This is a genomic window from Rhodanobacter sp. K2T2 (genome assembly GCF_013408815.1).
GTDB lineage: Bacteria > Pseudomonadota > Gammaproteobacteria > Xanthomonadales > Rhodanobacteraceae > Rhodanobacter.
In genome coordinates, this window is record NZ_JACCCA010000009.1 from 99,106 (window position 1) to 114,816 (window position 15,711).

Annotated in this window: 17 protein-coding genes; 12 read left to right on the forward strand and 5 right to left on the reverse strand. The window is 60.3% G+C overall.

Features of this window, described 5'->3' with window-relative positions:
* Positions 1–238 precede the first annotated feature (238 nt).
* The 3 genes from HDE78_RS15065 to HDE78_RS15075 all read right to left on the reverse strand — a co-directional run bounded on the left by HDE78_RS15065 (position 239) and on the right by HDE78_RS15075 (position 2,740).
* On the reverse strand, positions 239–1,018 hold the full coding sequence (locus tag HDE78_RS15065) for a LytTR family DNA-binding domain-containing protein (RefSeq protein WP_179480927.1): 780 nt from the start codon (positions 1,016–1,018) through the stop codon (positions 239–241).
* Positions 1,011–2,126, reverse strand: a complete 1,116-nt coding sequence (locus HDE78_RS15070) for a histidine kinase (RefSeq protein ID WP_179480929.1) — start codon at positions 2,124–2,126, stop codon at positions 1,011–1,013. The genes HDE78_RS15065 and HDE78_RS15070 overlap by 8 nt, the downstream gene beginning before the upstream one ends.
* 101 nt (positions 2,127–2,227) lie before the next feature.
* Positions 2,228–2,740 (reverse strand): nuclear transport factor 2 family protein, encoded by a 513-nt coding sequence (locus HDE78_RS15075; RefSeq protein WP_218862408.1) that lies wholly within the window; start codon positions 2,738–2,740, stop codon positions 2,228–2,230.
* A gap of 836 nt (positions 2,741–3,576) precedes the next feature.
* Between HDE78_RS15075 and HDE78_RS15080 the strand changes: the two genes are divergently transcribed.
* Positions 3,577–3,822: a DUF4386 domain-containing protein gene (locus HDE78_RS15080; RefSeq protein WP_179480931.1), complete on the forward strand. Its 246-nt coding sequence runs from the start codon at positions 3,577–3,579 to the stop codon at positions 3,820–3,822.
* Between the two features lie 167 nt (positions 3,823–3,989).
* Here HDE78_RS15080 and HDE78_RS15085 read toward each other — a convergent pair whose 3' ends face one another.
* The gene (locus HDE78_RS15085) at positions 3,990–4,883 is read right to left on the reverse strand and encodes a LysR family transcriptional regulator (RefSeq protein ID WP_179480932.1); all 894 of its coding nucleotides are present in this window, start codon (positions 4,881–4,883) and stop codon (positions 3,990–3,992) included.
* 87 nt (positions 4,884–4,970) lie between these two features.
* Here HDE78_RS15085 and HDE78_RS15090 point away from each other — a divergent pair, with 87 nt between their 5' ends.
* Positions 4,971–5,753, forward strand: coding sequence for an NAD(P)H-dependent oxidoreductase (locus tag HDE78_RS15090; protein ID WP_179481097.1), 783 nt, complete (start codon positions 4,971–4,973; stop codon positions 5,751–5,753).
* Positions 5,754–5,764: 11 nt separating this feature from the next.
* On the forward strand, positions 5,765–6,922 hold the full coding sequence (locus HDE78_RS15095; RefSeq protein WP_179480934.1) for an MFS transporter: 1,158 nt from the start codon (positions 5,765–5,767) through the stop codon (positions 6,920–6,922).
* A gap of 518 nt (positions 6,923–7,440) precedes the next feature.
* Here HDE78_RS15095 and HDE78_RS15100 read toward each other — a convergent pair.
* Positions 7,441–7,941 (reverse strand): PepSY domain-containing protein, encoded by a 501-nt coding sequence (locus tag HDE78_RS15100; protein ID WP_179480936.1) that lies wholly within the window; start codon positions 7,939–7,941, stop codon positions 7,441–7,443.
* Positions 7,942–8,106: 165 nt separating this feature from the next.
* Here HDE78_RS15100 and queD point away from each other — a divergent pair, with 165 nt between their 5' ends.
* The 9 genes from queD (at position 8,107) to atpD (ending at position 15,617) form a co-directional block, all read left to right on the forward strand.
* The gene (queD, locus tag HDE78_RS15105; RefSeq protein WP_179480938.1) at positions 8,107–8,463 is read left to right on the forward strand and encodes a 6-carboxytetrahydropterin synthase QueD; all 357 of its coding nucleotides are present in this window, start codon (positions 8,107–8,109) and stop codon (positions 8,461–8,463) included.
* A gap of 206 nt (positions 8,464–8,669) precedes the next feature.
* On the forward strand, positions 8,670–9,035 hold the full coding sequence (locus tag HDE78_RS15110; protein ID WP_179480940.1) for a hypothetical protein: 366 nt from the start codon (positions 8,670–8,672) through the stop codon (positions 9,033–9,035).
* Positions 9,036–9,040: 5 nt separating this feature from the next.
* Positions 9,041–9,847 carry a F0F1 ATP synthase subunit A gene (gene atpB, locus HDE78_RS15115; protein ID WP_179480942.1) on the forward strand — a complete coding sequence of 269 codons (807 nt, stop codon included), beginning with the start codon at positions 9,041–9,043 and terminating at the stop codon, positions 9,845–9,847.
* A gap of 64 nt (positions 9,848–9,911) precedes the next feature.
* Positions 9,912–10,190, forward strand: a complete 279-nt coding sequence (gene atpE / locus HDE78_RS15120) for a F0F1 ATP synthase subunit C (RefSeq protein ID WP_179480944.1) — start codon at positions 9,912–9,914, stop codon at positions 10,188–10,190.
* 90 nt (positions 10,191–10,280) lie between these two features.
* Entirely contained in the window at positions 10,281–10,751 is a 471-nt protein-coding gene (locus tag HDE78_RS15125; protein ID WP_179480946.1) for a F0F1 ATP synthase subunit B, read from the forward strand.
* A 3-nt stretch (positions 10,752–10,754) separates the two neighbouring features.
* A complete protein-coding gene (locus HDE78_RS15130) occupies positions 10,755–11,288 on the forward strand; it encodes a F0F1 ATP synthase subunit delta (RefSeq protein WP_179480949.1) in 534 nt (177 codons plus the stop codon).
* A gap of 159 nt (positions 11,289–11,447) precedes the next feature.
* Positions 11,448–12,998, forward strand: coding sequence for a F0F1 ATP synthase subunit alpha (gene atpA, locus HDE78_RS15135; RefSeq protein ID WP_179480951.1), 1,551 nt, complete (start codon positions 11,448–11,450; stop codon positions 12,996–12,998).
* 131 nt (positions 12,999–13,129) lie between these two features.
* Positions 13,130–14,023 (forward strand): F0F1 ATP synthase subunit gamma, encoded by an 894-nt coding sequence (gene atpG, locus HDE78_RS15140; RefSeq protein ID WP_179480953.1) that lies wholly within the window; start codon positions 13,130–13,132, stop codon positions 14,021–14,023.
* A 181-nt stretch (positions 14,024–14,204) separates the two neighbouring features.
* Positions 14,205–15,617 carry a F0F1 ATP synthase subunit beta gene (gene atpD / locus HDE78_RS15145; protein WP_179480955.1) on the forward strand — a complete coding sequence of 471 codons (1,413 nt, stop codon included), beginning with the start codon at positions 14,205–14,207 and terminating at the stop codon, positions 15,615–15,617.
* Positions 15,618–15,711 lie beyond the last annotated feature (94 nt).

The following is a 15,711-nucleotide window of genomic DNA, read 5'->3' on the forward strand; positions in this document are numbered from 1 at the left end:
AGCCGTCTCACCCCTCCAGCCGGGAGAGCCGTTGGGATTAGTCGACGCGGCTTACGGAATGCAGCGCTTCGACCACAATCTCTTGGAGATATCCAAGTTGTAACCGTCTCGCGCTGGACGGCCAGACCCTACATCACAGCAAAGAGATAGCGTGATACGCGCCGCTTTCGGATTCGCGCAACACAAATGCGATTTGCTCTTCGATAAACTTAATCTTTTCACAGTGAAGCAGCGTGCATCACAAAGGCTGCCCAATTCGAGCCTCAAGCAAGGGTCGAAACGTGCGACTGACGTGCACCCGATGGCCGCTGCGCAGAACGAGATCGAACTCACCGTGGCTGGCGGGCTCCAGATGCAGCACGCTGTCGATATTGACGACGGTCGAGCGATGCACGCGAACGAAGCGGCACGGATCGAGCCGCCCGACAAGTTCGCCAAGCGCAGCGCGGTGGATGATGCGTTCCTTCCCCACGTGTAGCACTACGTAGACGCCCGCACTCTCGATGCAGTCGATCGTTTCCACACGGATCAGCTCGGTCTTGTCGCGCTCGCGTATCACGATGCGATCGAGAAGTGGCTTTTCCACGCGGTGATCGCCAAGCAGCTTGAGCAAGCTTTGGCCGACTTCACGCACGTATCGATCCTCCAGGCGAAACTTGGCGCGCGAGAAGGCAGCCTCCATGCGCTCGTCGCCATAGGGCTTGAGCACGTAGTCGATGGCGGCCGATTCGAAAGCGCGTACTGCATGCTGATCGAAGGCGGTGACAAAGACCGTGATCGGCATGCGCTCGATACCGATCGTCTCGATCACGCCCAGGCCATCGAGCCCGGGCATTTGGACATCCAGAAACACCACCTCCGGCTTGTCCCGCAGAATCGCTTCGACAGCGTCGAGCCCATTAGCAGCTTCCATGATTTCGCCGATGTCCGCATCGCCGTCCAACAGCTCGCGCAGCCGCTCCCGTGCCGGCGGCTCGTCGTCGACGACAAGAACTCGATACGTCTGTCGATCATTCATCGCCAGGCACCTCAACCGTATTCGCGGGTATCAGAACGCGCACATGCGTGCCGCCACCTTCGCGTGCGCCGATATGCAGACTGGCCTTCTGACCAGGATGGAGCATGGCGATGCGCTCGCGGGTCACGCTTAGCCCGAGACCTGCGCGATCATCCGTCCACGTATCGCCCAGCCCAACGCCATCGTCCTCCACGGAAAGGCACAACGTCGCGCCCTCGATCGACGCGCGCACCCAGACGGTGCCGCCGCCCGGTCGCGGCGCCAGTCCATGGCGCACCGCGTTCTCGACCAGCGGCTGCAGGATCAGGCTCGGCACAAAAATAGGTGGTGCGGAGGCGGGAACATCGACGACGACCCGCAAGGCATCCCCGAAGCGCGTCTTTTGGATGGCGAGGTAGTGCCCTAGGAACTCTAGCTCTTCACCAAGACGTACCTGCTGCCTGCGCCCGGACTCCAGCGACAGCCGCAGCAGATCGCCCAGCTGCTCGATCATGCCACGCGCCAGCTTGGGCTGGCTTCCAACGAGAGAGGAAATGGTATTGAGCGCATTGAAAAGAAAGTGTGGATCGAGCTGCATGCGCAGCACATTCAAACGCGCCTCGGAAAAATGGCGCTCCAGCCGCTCCAGCCTCAGCTGCGACGCCAGATAGTGCTGGCTGTATTGCACCGCCTGCCAACCGCCGACCACGAGAAGGTAAACCAGGAGATTCCACAGCACGCCTCCTTTCATCGCATCGCGTAAGGGTCCGAGGCCCATCGCCTGCGGCCACGCCATCACGCCGACGGCCACTTGAAGCAGCGCCGCGAGATAACTGTAAACCAGGGTGGTCGGAATGCCGATTGCGATATGCGCCGCAAGCCGCGTCCTCACGTTGTTCACGCCGATAGGCAGGCGTCGATCCACGGCCACGATCAGCGGCACCAGTAACCCCCAGGCCCACCAGTCCGCCAGCGAGCCACGCAGGATGAACCACCATGCCGCGTTCGACGCAAGGCGTGGCACCGCGAAAACGACACCGACCGCCGTCCAGGCGAGCAGCGAGGCAAGCGAAAGGCGCAACCTGCTGAAGGAGCTTTTTTCCATGCGTGGAGTATGGGTGCTAGTCACGCGCCGTGTCGTCCTTGCCTGTCCGCTCGAAGGTGCGCTCCATTTGGCCGGCGCGTATCTATCGGACGGCCATTCCCCGCTTGCGCGGATGCACGCGCGGCTCAAGCCGCCGGAGGATTCGAGGAGTAGGTGATGGCCACGATGCGCCAACCATCATTCGTCTTGACCAGTTGCCAGGTCTCGTCACCGCGGTTCTGTACCTTGCCGTCGATGAGAAAATCGAAATGAAAATAGACCGATGCGACCGCGCCGTCGCTCGTGATGCGCACGTCCGTGTGGCGAGGGTCGAGATTTGCTGGCGTTTTCGATACGAAACTGGCGAAGTCCCGATAGCTGCCGACGTGAACCTTCGGCGTCAAGGGGTTCTTCGCGCGAGCCGCGGCGAACGCCTTGTCCGAAAGCACGGTAACCCAGGTACTACCGGGATCGAGAAAGAGTTTGGATACGCTGCCGCCATCGTGCGTGGCGACCGCACGGTGAAACGCGTCCATCACATGCTGAATGTCCGTTGCATCCTGCGGCGCCGTTCCGCTGACGCTGTTCGATCGGTCTGTCGCTACAGCTTTGCCACAGAAGAGTAGAAGGGTGGCCCCGTAGAAAATAAACTTTTTCACAAACACCTCGTTCGATGGACGCGTATAGCAACGCTGCAGTTGTAGCTTTTTTACGAGGGTTAGCGGTAGGCAAATGTTGCGAGCCGGCCCCTGCGCGCGCTCGGACGGTCTGGGCCGATGTGAAGCGGAACACGCTGGTCGCTTAATACGGCGACATGCCCGCCAGGCTCTTGCCGCCTAGAGAAATTCAGTGAATACCCGAGCTCTCCGCCTCGTCACGCGTGAGATCCGCTTTACGTTATTACATGCCCCACGCGCCGAACTTGCCACAAGCGTGGTCGCGTTCAACCTGCGGTTGGTGGCGTCCCTCACGAATAGATCAATAGAAGAAGATTACCGAATCGAATAAAATCGAAGCGGCTTCGAACCGCCGCAGCAAACAAAATCTGACGGTAACTGCGACGGTAGGCTAATTTTAGAGAGATTTATAAAACCGCATAGGACTGGGCCTATTTGCCTCTGTTCGAGTGCGCACCCCGCGTGTGCATTCGTCTAAAAACCTCGCCAAGCCTCTCGACCATGGGCTTCGACTTTTCTCAGCGTCCGAGAATGGGAAGCGGCGGGATAACCGTTGTCTGTGTAATCAATCAAGGGGCCATAATCGTAAAGTAAAACTTGACCAGAGCCGATGCCCAGGTTTCAGTCTGCTTTCTGATGACCTCAGTCCACGCCTTCATTTAATGCTTCTATGTCTTCGATTACCGAGTAAGGTTGTCGCGAAATGTTCGTCTCGATCGGCGTGGCGATTGCCGTCTGTATTGGCGTATACAGATCGACCTCCAGCTCTTGATTGACCTCTAGAGACACAATGAGGGCGTATCGGACGGCGTTCGGCGATGCTTGTGTACAGATCGCGGTTCCTTCCTCGCTTCCTGGGCATCTGGCTGATCATCAACGGCTTCGCCTATCTGGCCCTGAGCTTTACGGGTTTATTGCTCCAGCAATACGAGGATACGGTCTCTGGCATTGCTTGCCCCGCCCAACTCGGAGAGGTCGTTTTCATGTTGTGGCTCCTGGTCATGGGTGCAAAGGTGCAGGCAATGAATGCCCCCACCGGCGAATCGCGTTTCACTGGCCGATAGCGGCTCTTGCGGCTTAAGACTGTAGCTGGGCAAGCTTCTTGAACAGGTCCTGAGGTGTCAGCCGATCTGACGTGCAGGAAAGTGCCCGCTGCGGCTTGCACGTGCCTATAGCGGATGGGACTGATAGCCCTCAAGTAAAGTTTGGGAGGCGGGATGTCTGGCAGGATCTATACCGAGCTTGCGATGCAATCGCGCAGCCATTGATGCGCGGGGTCGCGGTGGGAGCGCTCATGCCAGAGCATGGACATCTCGTAGCCCGGTACATCAACAGGTGGCTCGACAACCTGCAGCGCACTGGTGTCGCGAACCAAGCGCGAAGGCAACATCGCCACAAGGTCAGTGCTTGCCAAGACCGACCTTACAAACAGGAAGTGTGGAACGGAAAGCACAACCCGACGCGCCAGGCCCAGCTTCGAAAGTGCTTCATCCGTGACGCCGTGAAACCCGCCGCCATCCGGCGACACGATCACTTGATCGAGTTTGCAGAACTGCGAAAGTGTCGGTCGTCGCTTCAAGCGTGGATGACCCGCGCGGCCTGCCAGGACATAACGCTCCGTAAAGAGCGTCTGGCGATGCAAGCCTGGCGGTGCTCCCTCGCTGGTATGGAAGGCAAGATCAATCTCCCCCTGTTCCGCCAGCTTGGCGATGCGTGACGGAACCGCTTCCAGGACGGCCAGCTGGGTACCTGGCGCCGCCGAGCGCAACCTTTTCAAGGCAGGCAGCACGATCGTCGATTCGCCGTAGTCAGTCGCGGCAACACGCCACGTATGGCCGGCCTCGGCTGGATTAAAGGGACTGGCGGGCGACACCGCGCGCTCCAATGCATCAAGCGCTTGCCGCAACGGCTCGCGCAACGCTTCCGCCCTGGCGGTGGGCCGCATGCCTCGTGGCCCCGGCAGCAACAGGGGATCCCCAAGCACATCCCGCAGCTTGGCCAGATGGACGCTGACCGAGGGTTGCGAGAAGTTCAGCCGTTGCGCGGCGCGGGTCACGTTGTGTTCCGACAGCAGCACATCAAGCGTCACCAGCAGATTGAGGTCCAGCCGTCTCAGATTATTCATGGCAATACCTGCAATACAGGAAATTCATTTCCAATATACCGGGCAAAAACCTACCTTGTCTGCTTCTCGCACTGTGAAGGCCCCGCAATGAATGTTCTTCTCGTCTATGCCCATCCTGAGCCCACTTCGCTGACACGGCAGTTGGTCGACGTGACCGCTGAGACGCTGTCGGCAGCGGGGCACACGGTGGTCCATTCGGACCTCTACGGCATGAAGTGGAAGGCGGTGTACGATGCCGATGACTTTCCGATGCGCAACAACCCTGATCGGCTATCGTTCATCATGGAGTCAGGCCATGCTTACGCAAGCGGGCATCAGACGCCCGACGTGATCGCCGAGCAGCAGAAGCTGCTCAAGGCCGATGCTGTGGTCCTGCAATTCCCGCTGTGGTGGTACGGTGTGCCCGCGATCCTGAAAGGCTGGATAGAGCGGGTTTATGCCTTCGGTTTTGCCTACGGCTATCAGAATGGCTCCAACGAGTTTCGCTTTGGCGACGGCATCCTCAAGGGCAAGCGAGCGCTGGTCAACGTGCAGGCAGGCGGCCCAGCGGCCGACTATGACCCGCGAGGTATCAACGGGCCGATCGAGCAACTTCTATTCCCGCTGACTCATGGCGCGCTGTTCTACCCCGGCATGGACGTGCTCCCGACGCACGCGGTCTATGGTGCGGGCCACGTTTCCACGGCGGAGGAAGTGGAGGCGATCAAGGCAGCATGGTGTGTGCGTGTTGCCGGGCTATTCACCGACAAGCCGATTCCCTTCCGTTCGCAAAACGGCGGCGACTTCCCCGATCGCCACACTATGGCCGACCACGTTGCTCCGGGCCAAAGCGGCCTTGCCGCGCATTTTGCCGATCTAATCGACGCATAAAGAGCAACACGATGTCGGCTGCATTGTTCGCGCTTGCCGTAGCGGCCTTCGCCATCGGCACGACGGAGTTCGTCATGATCGGGCTTGTCCCGGATGTCGCGCGCGATCTTACGGTAACGATACCCCAAGCGGGTCTGCTTGTGACTGGCTATGCCCTGGCCGTGACCGTTGGGGCGCCGACGGTCACGGCACTTACTGGAAGGCTTCCCCGCCGCAGGCTTGTGGTTGGGCTGATGGGCCTGTTCACGCTCGGTAATCTGCTTGGCGGCGCTGCGCCGACTTATGAAGTGCTGCTGGCCGGGCGGGTCGTGACCGGAGTGGCGCACGGTGTGTTCTTCGCAGTCGGCGCGCCGATTGCGATGAGCCTGGCGGATCGTGAGCGCGGCGCGCGGGCGGTGGCGACGATGTTCGCAGGGCTCACCCTTGCAATGGTCATCGGTGTCCCGTTCGGCACAATCGTCGGACAGAGCCTTGGGTGGCGTGCACCGCTGCTGGCGGTGGCTGTGCTCGGATGCCTCGCGACAGCGCTATTGCGACTTTTGTTGCCGCGGGAAATCCCCCACGCTCAGCCCTCCGGATTGCAGTCGCAGCTCGCCGTACTGATGAAGCCCCGCCTGCTGGCGCTCTATTTCATCGCCATGACCGGGTTCGGCGGATCATTCGTGGTTTTCACCTTTCTCGCGCCGCTGCTGACGGAGGTAACACACGTGTCTCCGGCCGCAGTCAGCTTGGCGCTTATGGCATTCGGCGCAGCTGCGGTGGCCGGGAATTTTGGCGGGGGCCGGCTTAGTGATTCACTCGGCACGCGGCGCGGTCTAATAACAGCGCTGGTCGGTCTTGTCCTGGCGCTTGCGGCGCTGCCCTTTTCGGCCCCGCACGTCCTGACGATGTTCGCCAACCTGCTCCTCTGGTCTGCCTGCTGCTTCTGTCTTGGCCCCATCGTTCAGTCGGGCGTGGTCGCGGCGGCGGAAGAGGTCGCGCCCGATGCGGTCGCGACTGCTTCGGGCTTCAACATCGCCGCGTTCAACTTAGGCATCGCAACATTCTCGGCGATCGGCGGTCTGCTCGTGGCCGGCCCCGGCATCATGACGACGCCCTGGGGAGGCGCAGCTGCCGGCTGCGCTGCGCTTGTCGCTAGTTTGTTTGTCCGCTCACAGCGGCCGGGGTGAATAGCGATGACTCGGCGGATACTGGCACAGGATATTGGCAGCTGGCCAAACGCTCCGCAAGAATTGGCCGACATAGCAAAAGAATGTCGAAGCGTTTAGAGTAAATGCGGATTCGAACCGTCAGAGCAATCGCAATGTGACGGTAACTGCGACGGTAGGTCAATTTTAGAAAAGTTTAGAAAACCGCATGAGACAGGGGTTACTAGCCCTTGTTCGAGTGCACCCATAGCCACCACGTCCTTGGCGGATCAAGCCGCTGGATGATGTGAGATAACCCCGCTTAATGGCGGGGTTTTTTGTGCCTTCAGCCTCGCCGGGCCTTGGTTGTTGCTCAGGGAGACGAGGTTGGCCAACCTCGGTTCGATGCTCTTGAGCCGAATAAACCGCGTAATCGGCTCACACAATGAGCTCATCATGAAGGTTATCGCTTTATATTCTGGGACAGAGCATCGTCGGCAGCACTGACTCAGAGAGGCGGCCAATATAGCCGCGTGTCTTACGTCAGTCGGTTGGAACCATCAATCGCGCGACTGCGCCACGACGCTGCCGTCGGTCGGATCGACCAGCAGGTGAATGTCGCTGCCTTGCGGCGATTTGGCGGCGACGCTCCACAGGCCGGCATCGAATTTGACGTCGGTGGGGTTTTGGTACCCGGCCGTTGTGAGTTTGGCTTTGACTTCGTCCGCATTGAGGGCGGACGGCGCATCGGCTGGATAGACTCGGCCGGTGACCGGGCCGACCGCCAGCTTGGACCATTGTTTGTTGCCGCCGCGGGCTTTGGTGCGCCACACGCCGTCTTTGAACGCGAGGCCTTCCACTTCTTTATAACCGGCGTTGGCGATCGATGTTTCGATGGCATCCTGGCTGAGTGCGCCGCTGGTCGGTGTTGCCCAGGTCACAGTGGTGGTCGTCATCTGGGTAGCGGCGGCTGGCGCGGGTGCGTTCGTCGGTGCGTTCTGTGCCATGGCGGCACTGCAAACTGACAAACCCAGCAAGAGGGGAAGCATGCGCTTGTTCATGGTGAAGTCCTTCTGTGTCGACGAAGTGTGGAGGGCCAGCTTGCGCAGGTGCCCCGCAAACCGGCGTGAACGGGCGAATGCCGTTTAGTCGCGACTCAGGCCGCCGTAGCGAGGCGTCGTTGGGCCTGAGCGGTCTCAACGGCGGGCGGGCGCTACAATGCGCACATGGATATCTTCAAAGTCTTTACCCTCGAGGCGGCGCATCGCCTGCCCAACGTGCCTCCGGGCCACAAATGCGCGCGCCTGCACGGGCATTCGTTCCGGGTGGAGATTCATCTTCATGGCGAGTTAGGCGACGAAACCGGCTGGGTCATGGATTTTTCCGACGTGAAGACGGCTTTTCAGCCGCTTTACGACCAGCTTGATCACCACTACCTCAACGACATCGAGGGTCTGGAGAATCCGACCAGCGAACGGCTGTCGATCTGGATATGGGATCGCCTCAAGCCCCTGCTTCCACTGCTTTCGGAGGTTGTGGTCCATGAGACCTGCACCTCCGGCTGTCGTTATCGGGGCATGTAAGTTCGGCGGCGATTTCGATGCAAGAGCGGATCGCATCAGTGGCTAACATATTGCGTCGCGACATGTTTTTCTTTGCGAAATCCATTGCTATCCGCCAGTAACTCGGTTGTCGTGCCGCTGGGCCGGCTGGTATACTTTTCGAGATTGGGATCGTGGCCCGTGGCTGTAGCGGTGCCGCCTGGTGTAAACCGTGCGGAGACCTTTACATGCTCAATAGTCTTGCCTCCGGTCGACGTCTAGCCTTGCGCACCGTGTTGCTGCAGCTTGCTGTAGCCGTGCTGGCCGGCCTCGTTTTTTTGACGCTGGGGCGTCGTGAAGCGGTGTCTGCTGCCATGAGTGCGTCATTAGTGGCGCTGGGCACCATGCTGTTCTCTATGCGATTTTTTAGCGGATTGAACGGCGCGGGTATGGCTTTTAGCCGTTTGATTGCGGGCGTGATTCTGAAGTGGTTCGTGATCGTCGGGGGGCTGCTATTGATCCTGGCTAAATTTAAGTTGCCGCCGCTAGCTGCCATAACGGGGCTGGTGGCTGCTCTCGCGGTTTATCTGTTGGCGTTCCGATTCAAGGGTTGAGACACATGGCAAGCGAGCCGCAGGGCGGACTAACCGAATACATTCAGCATCACCTTACCCATCTCACCCCGCATGCGAACAGCGGTGGCTTTTGGGCAGTGCATCTTGATTCTGTTTCCGTGTCGCTGGCGCTCGGCGTGATCTTTTGCCTGCTGTTCTGGCTTAAGGCGCGCAAGGCGACTTCGGGCGTGCCCGGTCGTGGCCAGGCATTTGTCGAGCTTGTACTCGAATTTGTCGACGGTCAGGTGAAAGATGTTTTTCACGGTGACCGGCGTGTACTCGGTCCAATGGCGCTGACCGTGTTTGTCTGGGTTTTCCTGATGAACGCAATGGATCTGCTGCCGGTGGATTTGTTGCCCTGGATCACTGAAAAATTCGGCCTTGGTCACTTCCGTGCTGTGCCTACAGCCGATATCAATATGACCTTTGCGATGTCGCTGACCGTATTCGTGTTAATCATTTTTTACAGCTTCAAAGCCAAAGGCTTTGGTGGCTACATGCATGAGCTGTTCACAGCGCCCTTTGGAGCGAACCCGCTGCTGTGGATTCCGAATTTCTTGCTGAATGTGGTCGAGCTGCTATCCAAGCCGGTTAGCCTGGCGATGCGACTATTCGGCAATATGTATGCTGGCGAGCTGGTTTTCATGTTGATCGCCGGATTGTTCAGCGCCGGTAGCTGGCTGCTTTACGGCATGGGCATCATCGGTTACACGGTGTGGGGCATTTTCCACATCCTGATCATCGGCATTCAGGCGTTTATTTTCATGGTGCTGACCATCGTTTACATTTCGATGGCGCACGATCACCACTGATTCTTTTGAATCATCCCTTTTCAACTGCTCAAATTTTTTAGTTTCAATTTCTCAGGAGACCGTCGTGGAATTAGTCGCTCACATTGCTCAAGTCCAGTCCTTCACCGCTATCGCGCTGGGTCTGATCATCGGCCTCGGTGCACTCGGTGCTTGTATCGGTATCGGCGTCATGGGTTCGAAGTTTCTTGAAGCCGCCGCCCGCCAGCCGGAGCTGGTGCCGCTGCTTCAGGGTCGCATGTTCCTGCTGGCCGGCCTGATCGATGCAGCGTTCCTGATCGGCGTGGCGCTGGCGATGTACTTCGCCGTGGCTAACCCGCTGCTCTCGAAGCTCGCCGCGGGCTAAGTTGTTCGACGGCGCTAAGGCGCCGTTTAGCTCGGCATGGATAAGTAACGCCCATGCTGGTTTTATTCCGTATCTACAGGTAACGCAGCGATGGATTTCAACGCGACCTTGATTGGCGAAATGCTTTCGTTCGCCATCTTGATCTGGTTCTGCGTCCAGTTCATCTGGCCGCACATCAATAAGGCTATCGAAGATCGTCAGATCAAGATCGCCGAAGGCCTCAATGCGGCCGAGCGCGCGCACGCAGAATTGCGTGAGGCTGACACGAAGGTCGCAGCCGAGATCAAGGTGGCTCGTCAGCAGGCTGGCGAGATCATCGACAAGGCTCAGCAGCAGGCCAATCAGATCATCGAAAAGGCTCGCGCCGAAGCGGTGGTCGAGATCAACCGGCTGAAGGCTTCGGCGCAGGAAGACATCGGCTCGATGGCGCAGCGCGCCCGCGACCAGCTGCGAGAGCAGGTGGGTGCGTTGGCCGTGCAGGGCGCCAGCAAGATCGTGCAGCGCGAAGTGGATGCGTCCACGCACAAGGCGTTGCTCGACCAGCTCGCGGCCGAGATCTGATCGATGGCTCAGGCAATCACTCTCGCTCGCCCGTACGCACGCGCTGCTTTCGAAGTGGCGCATGCCACCGGGTCGCTGGATAGCTGGTCGCAGTTGCTGGCGTTTGCCGCGGCGGTGTCGGCGGATGCGCGCGTGGTCGATCTCGACAACGATCCGCGGGTCAAGCCCGAGCAGATCGTGGCGCTGCATCTGCCCGAGGGCGTGGCCAGCGACGCGCCGTTTGCGCAGTTTCTGGCCGAGCTGGTGGAAAACCGCCGGGTGACCCTGCTGCCGGAAGTGGCCGAGCTGTTCGAAGGCTACAAGCGCGAATCCGAGTCGCAGCTGCTGGTGAAGGTCACCAGTGCAATGGCGCTCGATGCCGCGCAGTCCGAGCAGCTGAAGGCGTCGCTGAAGCGTCGTTTCAAGCGCGAGATCGAGCTGGAGACCGAGGTCGATGCGTCGCTGCTGGCTGGCGTGGTGATCGATACCGGTAGCGAAGTGATTGACGGTTCGGCCCGCGGACGCCTTGAGCGTATGGCGAGCGCGCTGACAGTCTAATGTTTTACGCGAAGTCCGTTTCGCGAAGAGCAAAACCGGCCATCAACGGCTGAACTCCGAAAAACAGTTTTACGCGAAGTGCTAACGCGAACAGTAAAAAACCCGGCCGTCCATGGCCGGACTCTTGAAAAAGAGATCTAAAAATTCAGGATAACGACCATGTCCAGCACCACCTTGAATCCGTCGGAAATCAGTGAGCTGATCAAGACCCGCATCGAGCAGTTCAAGCTCGGCGCCGAAGCACGCAACGAAGGCACGCTGATCAGCGTGTCCGACGGCATCGTGCGCATCCACGGCCTGGCCGACGTGATGCAGGGCGAAATGATCGAGCTGCCGGGCAACTCGTTTGCTCTGGCGCTCAATCTGGAGCGCGACTCGGTCGGCGCCGTGGTGCTGGGTGAATACCAGCACCTGCGCGAAGGCGACACCGCCAAAACCACCGGCCGCATTCTGGAAGTACCGGTGGGTCCGGAGCTGCTCGGTCGCGTCGTCGACGCGCTGGGCAACCCGATCGACGGCAAGGGTCCGCTCAATGCCAAGGTCAACGCCGCTATTGAAGCCGTGGCGCCGGGCGTGATCTGGCGCAAGTCGGTCGACCAGCCGCTGCAGACCGGCTACAAGTCGGTCGATGCGATGATTCCGGTCGGCCGCGGTCAGCGCGAGCTGATCATCGGCGATCGCCAGACCGGCAAGACCGCGCTGGCCATCGACGCGATCATCGCGCAGAAGAATTCCGGCATTAAGTGCATCTACGTGGCCATCGGCCAGAAGCGCTCGTCGATCGCCAACGTGGTGCGCAAGCTCGAGGCCAACGGCGCTCTGGCTTACACCATCGTGGTGGTCGCCTCGGCCTCCGAGTCGGCCGCGCTGCAGTACGTGGCGCCGTATTCGGGTTGCGCGATGGGCGAATACTTCCGCGATCGCGGCGAAGACGCGCTGATCGTGTACGACGATTTGTCCAAGCAGGCCGTGGCCTACCGCCAGATCTCGCTGCTGCTGAAGCGCCCGCCGGGTCGTGAAGCCTACCCGGGCGACGTGTTCTATCTGCACTCCCGTCTGCTCGAGCGCGCAGCGCGCGTGTCCGAGGAGTATGTCGAGAAGTTCACCAATGGCGAAGTGAAGGGCAAGACCGGTTCGCTGACCGCGCTGCCGATCATCGAAACCCAGGGTGGCGACGTGTCGGCCTTCGTGCCGACCAACGTGATCTCGATCACCGACGGTCAGATCTTCCTGGAAACCGACCTGTTCAACGCCGGTATCCGTCCGGCCGTGAACGCCGGTATCTCGGTGTCCCGCGTCGGCGGTGCCGCGCAGACCAAGATCGTCAAGAAGCTGTCCGGCGGTGTGAAGCTGGCGCTGGCGCAGTACCGTGAGCTGGCCGCGTTCGCGCAGTTCGCCTCGGATCTGGACCCGGCCACGCGCGCGCAGTTGGACCGCGGTCAGCGCGTGACCGAGCTGATGAAGCAGGGCCAGTATTCGCCGCTGTCGATCGCCGAACTGGCGCTGTCGGTTTATGCGGCCGAGAAGGGCTACCTCGATGACCTCGCGGTCAACCAGGTGCTGCCGTTCGAGAAGGGCCTGCATGCCTTCATGCACCAGAACCACGAAGAGCTGATGACCAAAATCGTGGCCACCGGCGACTGGAACAACGACATCGAAGCCACCTTCAAGGCCTCGCTGGACGAGTACAAGAAGACCGGTAGCTGGTAAGCAGAGCGGGAAACAGGACATAAGGAACGGAGAATCCGCGTTAATCGCTTTCTCCGATCCACAGACAGATCCACGTCCCTGTTCCCCGATCCCGGTTCCCCAAGCGAGTAAAGCGAGCGAGACAGAGAAAGATGGCAAGCGGACGCGAAATCAAAACCAAGATCAAGAGCACGCAGAACATGCGCAAGGTCACGCGCGCGCTCGAAATGGTCTCGGCGGCGAAGATCCGCCGCGCGCAGGACATGATGCGCGCCTCGCGCCCGTATGCCCGTGCGATGCGCAAGGTGATCGCGCACGTGGCCCAGGCCAGCACCGATTTCAGCCATCCGTTCCTGACCCAGCGCGAGAACGTGGCGCGCGTCGGCTATATCGTCGTGTCGACCGATCGCGGCCTGTGCGGCGGCCTCAACTCCAACCTGTTCCGCCGGCTGCTGCCGTCGATCGCCGAATGGCAGAAGCAGGGCGTCGAAGTGGACGTGGTCGCGATCGGCCAGAAAGCCATCTCGTTCTTCCGTCGGATCAAGGGCGTCAACTTGATCGGCAGCGTGAGCCATCTCGGTGAAAAACCCAAGCTCGAGCAGCTGGTCGGCGTGATCAAGGTGATGATGGACGTCTATACGTCCAACGGCCTGGATCGCGTGTTCCTGGCCTATAACGACTTCGTCAACACCATGACGCAGAAGCCGACCATCGACGCCCTGCTGCCACTGCCAGCGGTCGCGGCGGAGATGGAGAAAGCCGACGGCGCCAAGCTCGAACAGAAAAACGACTGGGATTACATCTACGAGCCCGACGCCCAGACCGTGCTGGAGCACGTGCTGGCTCGTTATGTCGAGTCGCTGGTGTACCAGGCGACGCTGGAGAACCTGGCCAGCGAGCACGCCGCGCGCATGGTCGCCATGAAGGCGGCATCGGACAACGCCAGCAAGGTGATCGGTGATTTGACGTTGGTCTACAACAAAGCGCGTCAGGCGGCGATCACCCAGGAAATTTCGGAAATCGTGGGTGGCGCTTCGGCGGTTTAGTTTTAGCGATCATCCGTGATCGCAGTGGTAATAAAAGCGATCATCCGTGATCGCAGTACAAGATCAAAAGGCGGCCATCCGTGGCCGCACTCGGTGTAAGAGCAACGTTTCATTACAGAATTTTGGCGACGCGCAGGAGCGGCGCCGCAACAAACCTTAAAAATTACATCCGGAGCATTTCATGAGCCAGGGCAAAGTAGTTCAGATCATCGGCGCAGTCGTCGACGTGGAGTTCGCGCGTCATGAAGTGCCGCAGGTGTATGACGCACTGAAAATCGACGGCACGGCGATCACGCTGGAAGTGCAGCAGCAGCTGGGCGACGGCATCGTGCGCTGCATCGCGCTGGGCTCGACCGACGGCCTGCGCCGCAATCTGGTAGCCCGCAACACCGGCGAAGGCATCAAGGTGCCGGTCGGCAAGGCCACGCTCGGCCGCATCATGGACGTACTGGGCAACCCCATCGACGAAGCCGGTCCGATCGGCGAGCAGGATCAGTGGGTGATCCATCGCGAGGCGCCGAGCTACGACGAACAGGCGGCCGGCAACGATCTGCTGGAAACCGGCATCAAGGTGATCGACCTGATCTGCCCGTTCGCCAAGGGCGGCAAGGTCGGCCTGTTCGGCGGCGCCGGCGTGGGCAAGACGGTCAACATGATGGAGCTGATCAACAACATCGCCAAGGCGCACGAAGGCCTGTCGGTGTTCGCCGGCGTCGGTGAGCGTACCCGTGAGGGCAACGACTTCTACCACGAGATGAAAGACTCCAACGTGCTCGACAAGGTCGCGATGGTCTACGGTCAGATGAACGAGCCGCCGGGCAACCGCCTGCGCGTGGCGCTGACCGGCCTGACCATGGCCGAGTACTTCCGCGACGAGAAGGACGCCAGCGGCAAGGGCCGCGACGTGCTGTTCTTCGTCGACAACATCTATCGCTACACGCTGGCCGGTACCGAAGTATCCGCGCTGCTCGGCCGTATGCCGTCGGCCGTGGGCTACCAGCCGACCCTGGCCGAGGAAATGGGCGTGCTGCAGGAGCGCATCACCTCGACCAAGACCGGCTCGATCACCTCGATTCAGGCCGTGTACGTGCCCGCGGATGACTACACCGATCCGTCGCCGGCCACCACCTTCGTGCATCTGGACTCCACCGTGGCGCTGTCGCGCGAAATCGCCAGCCTGGGTATCTACCCGGCGGTCGATCCGCTGGCCTCGACCAGCCGCCAGCTCGATCCGCTGGTGATCGGCGTGGAGCACTACGAAGTCGCGCGCAAGGTGCAGGGCACGCTGCAGCGCTACAAGGAACTGAAGGACATCATCGCGATTCTCGGCATGGACGAGCTGAGCGAAGAAGACAAGCAGTCGGTGACGCGCGCACGCAAGATCGAGCGCTTCTTCTCGCAGCCGTTCCACGTGGCCGAAGTGTTCACCGGCTCGCCGGGCAAGTACGTGCCGCTGAAGGAAACCATCCGCGGCTTCAAGATGATCGTCGACGGCGACGTGGACCACCTGCCGGAGCAGGCGTTCTACATGGTCGGCGGCATCGACGAGGCGATCAAGAAAGCCGAAGACATGGGCGCCAAGAAGGCGGCCTAATCTTGTAGAAGCAGGAACAAGGAACAGGGAACCACCCGAGGTGGCCCGGCGGGGAACAAAAGCAAAGAAGCCTCGGCATCCACGCTTTTGATCT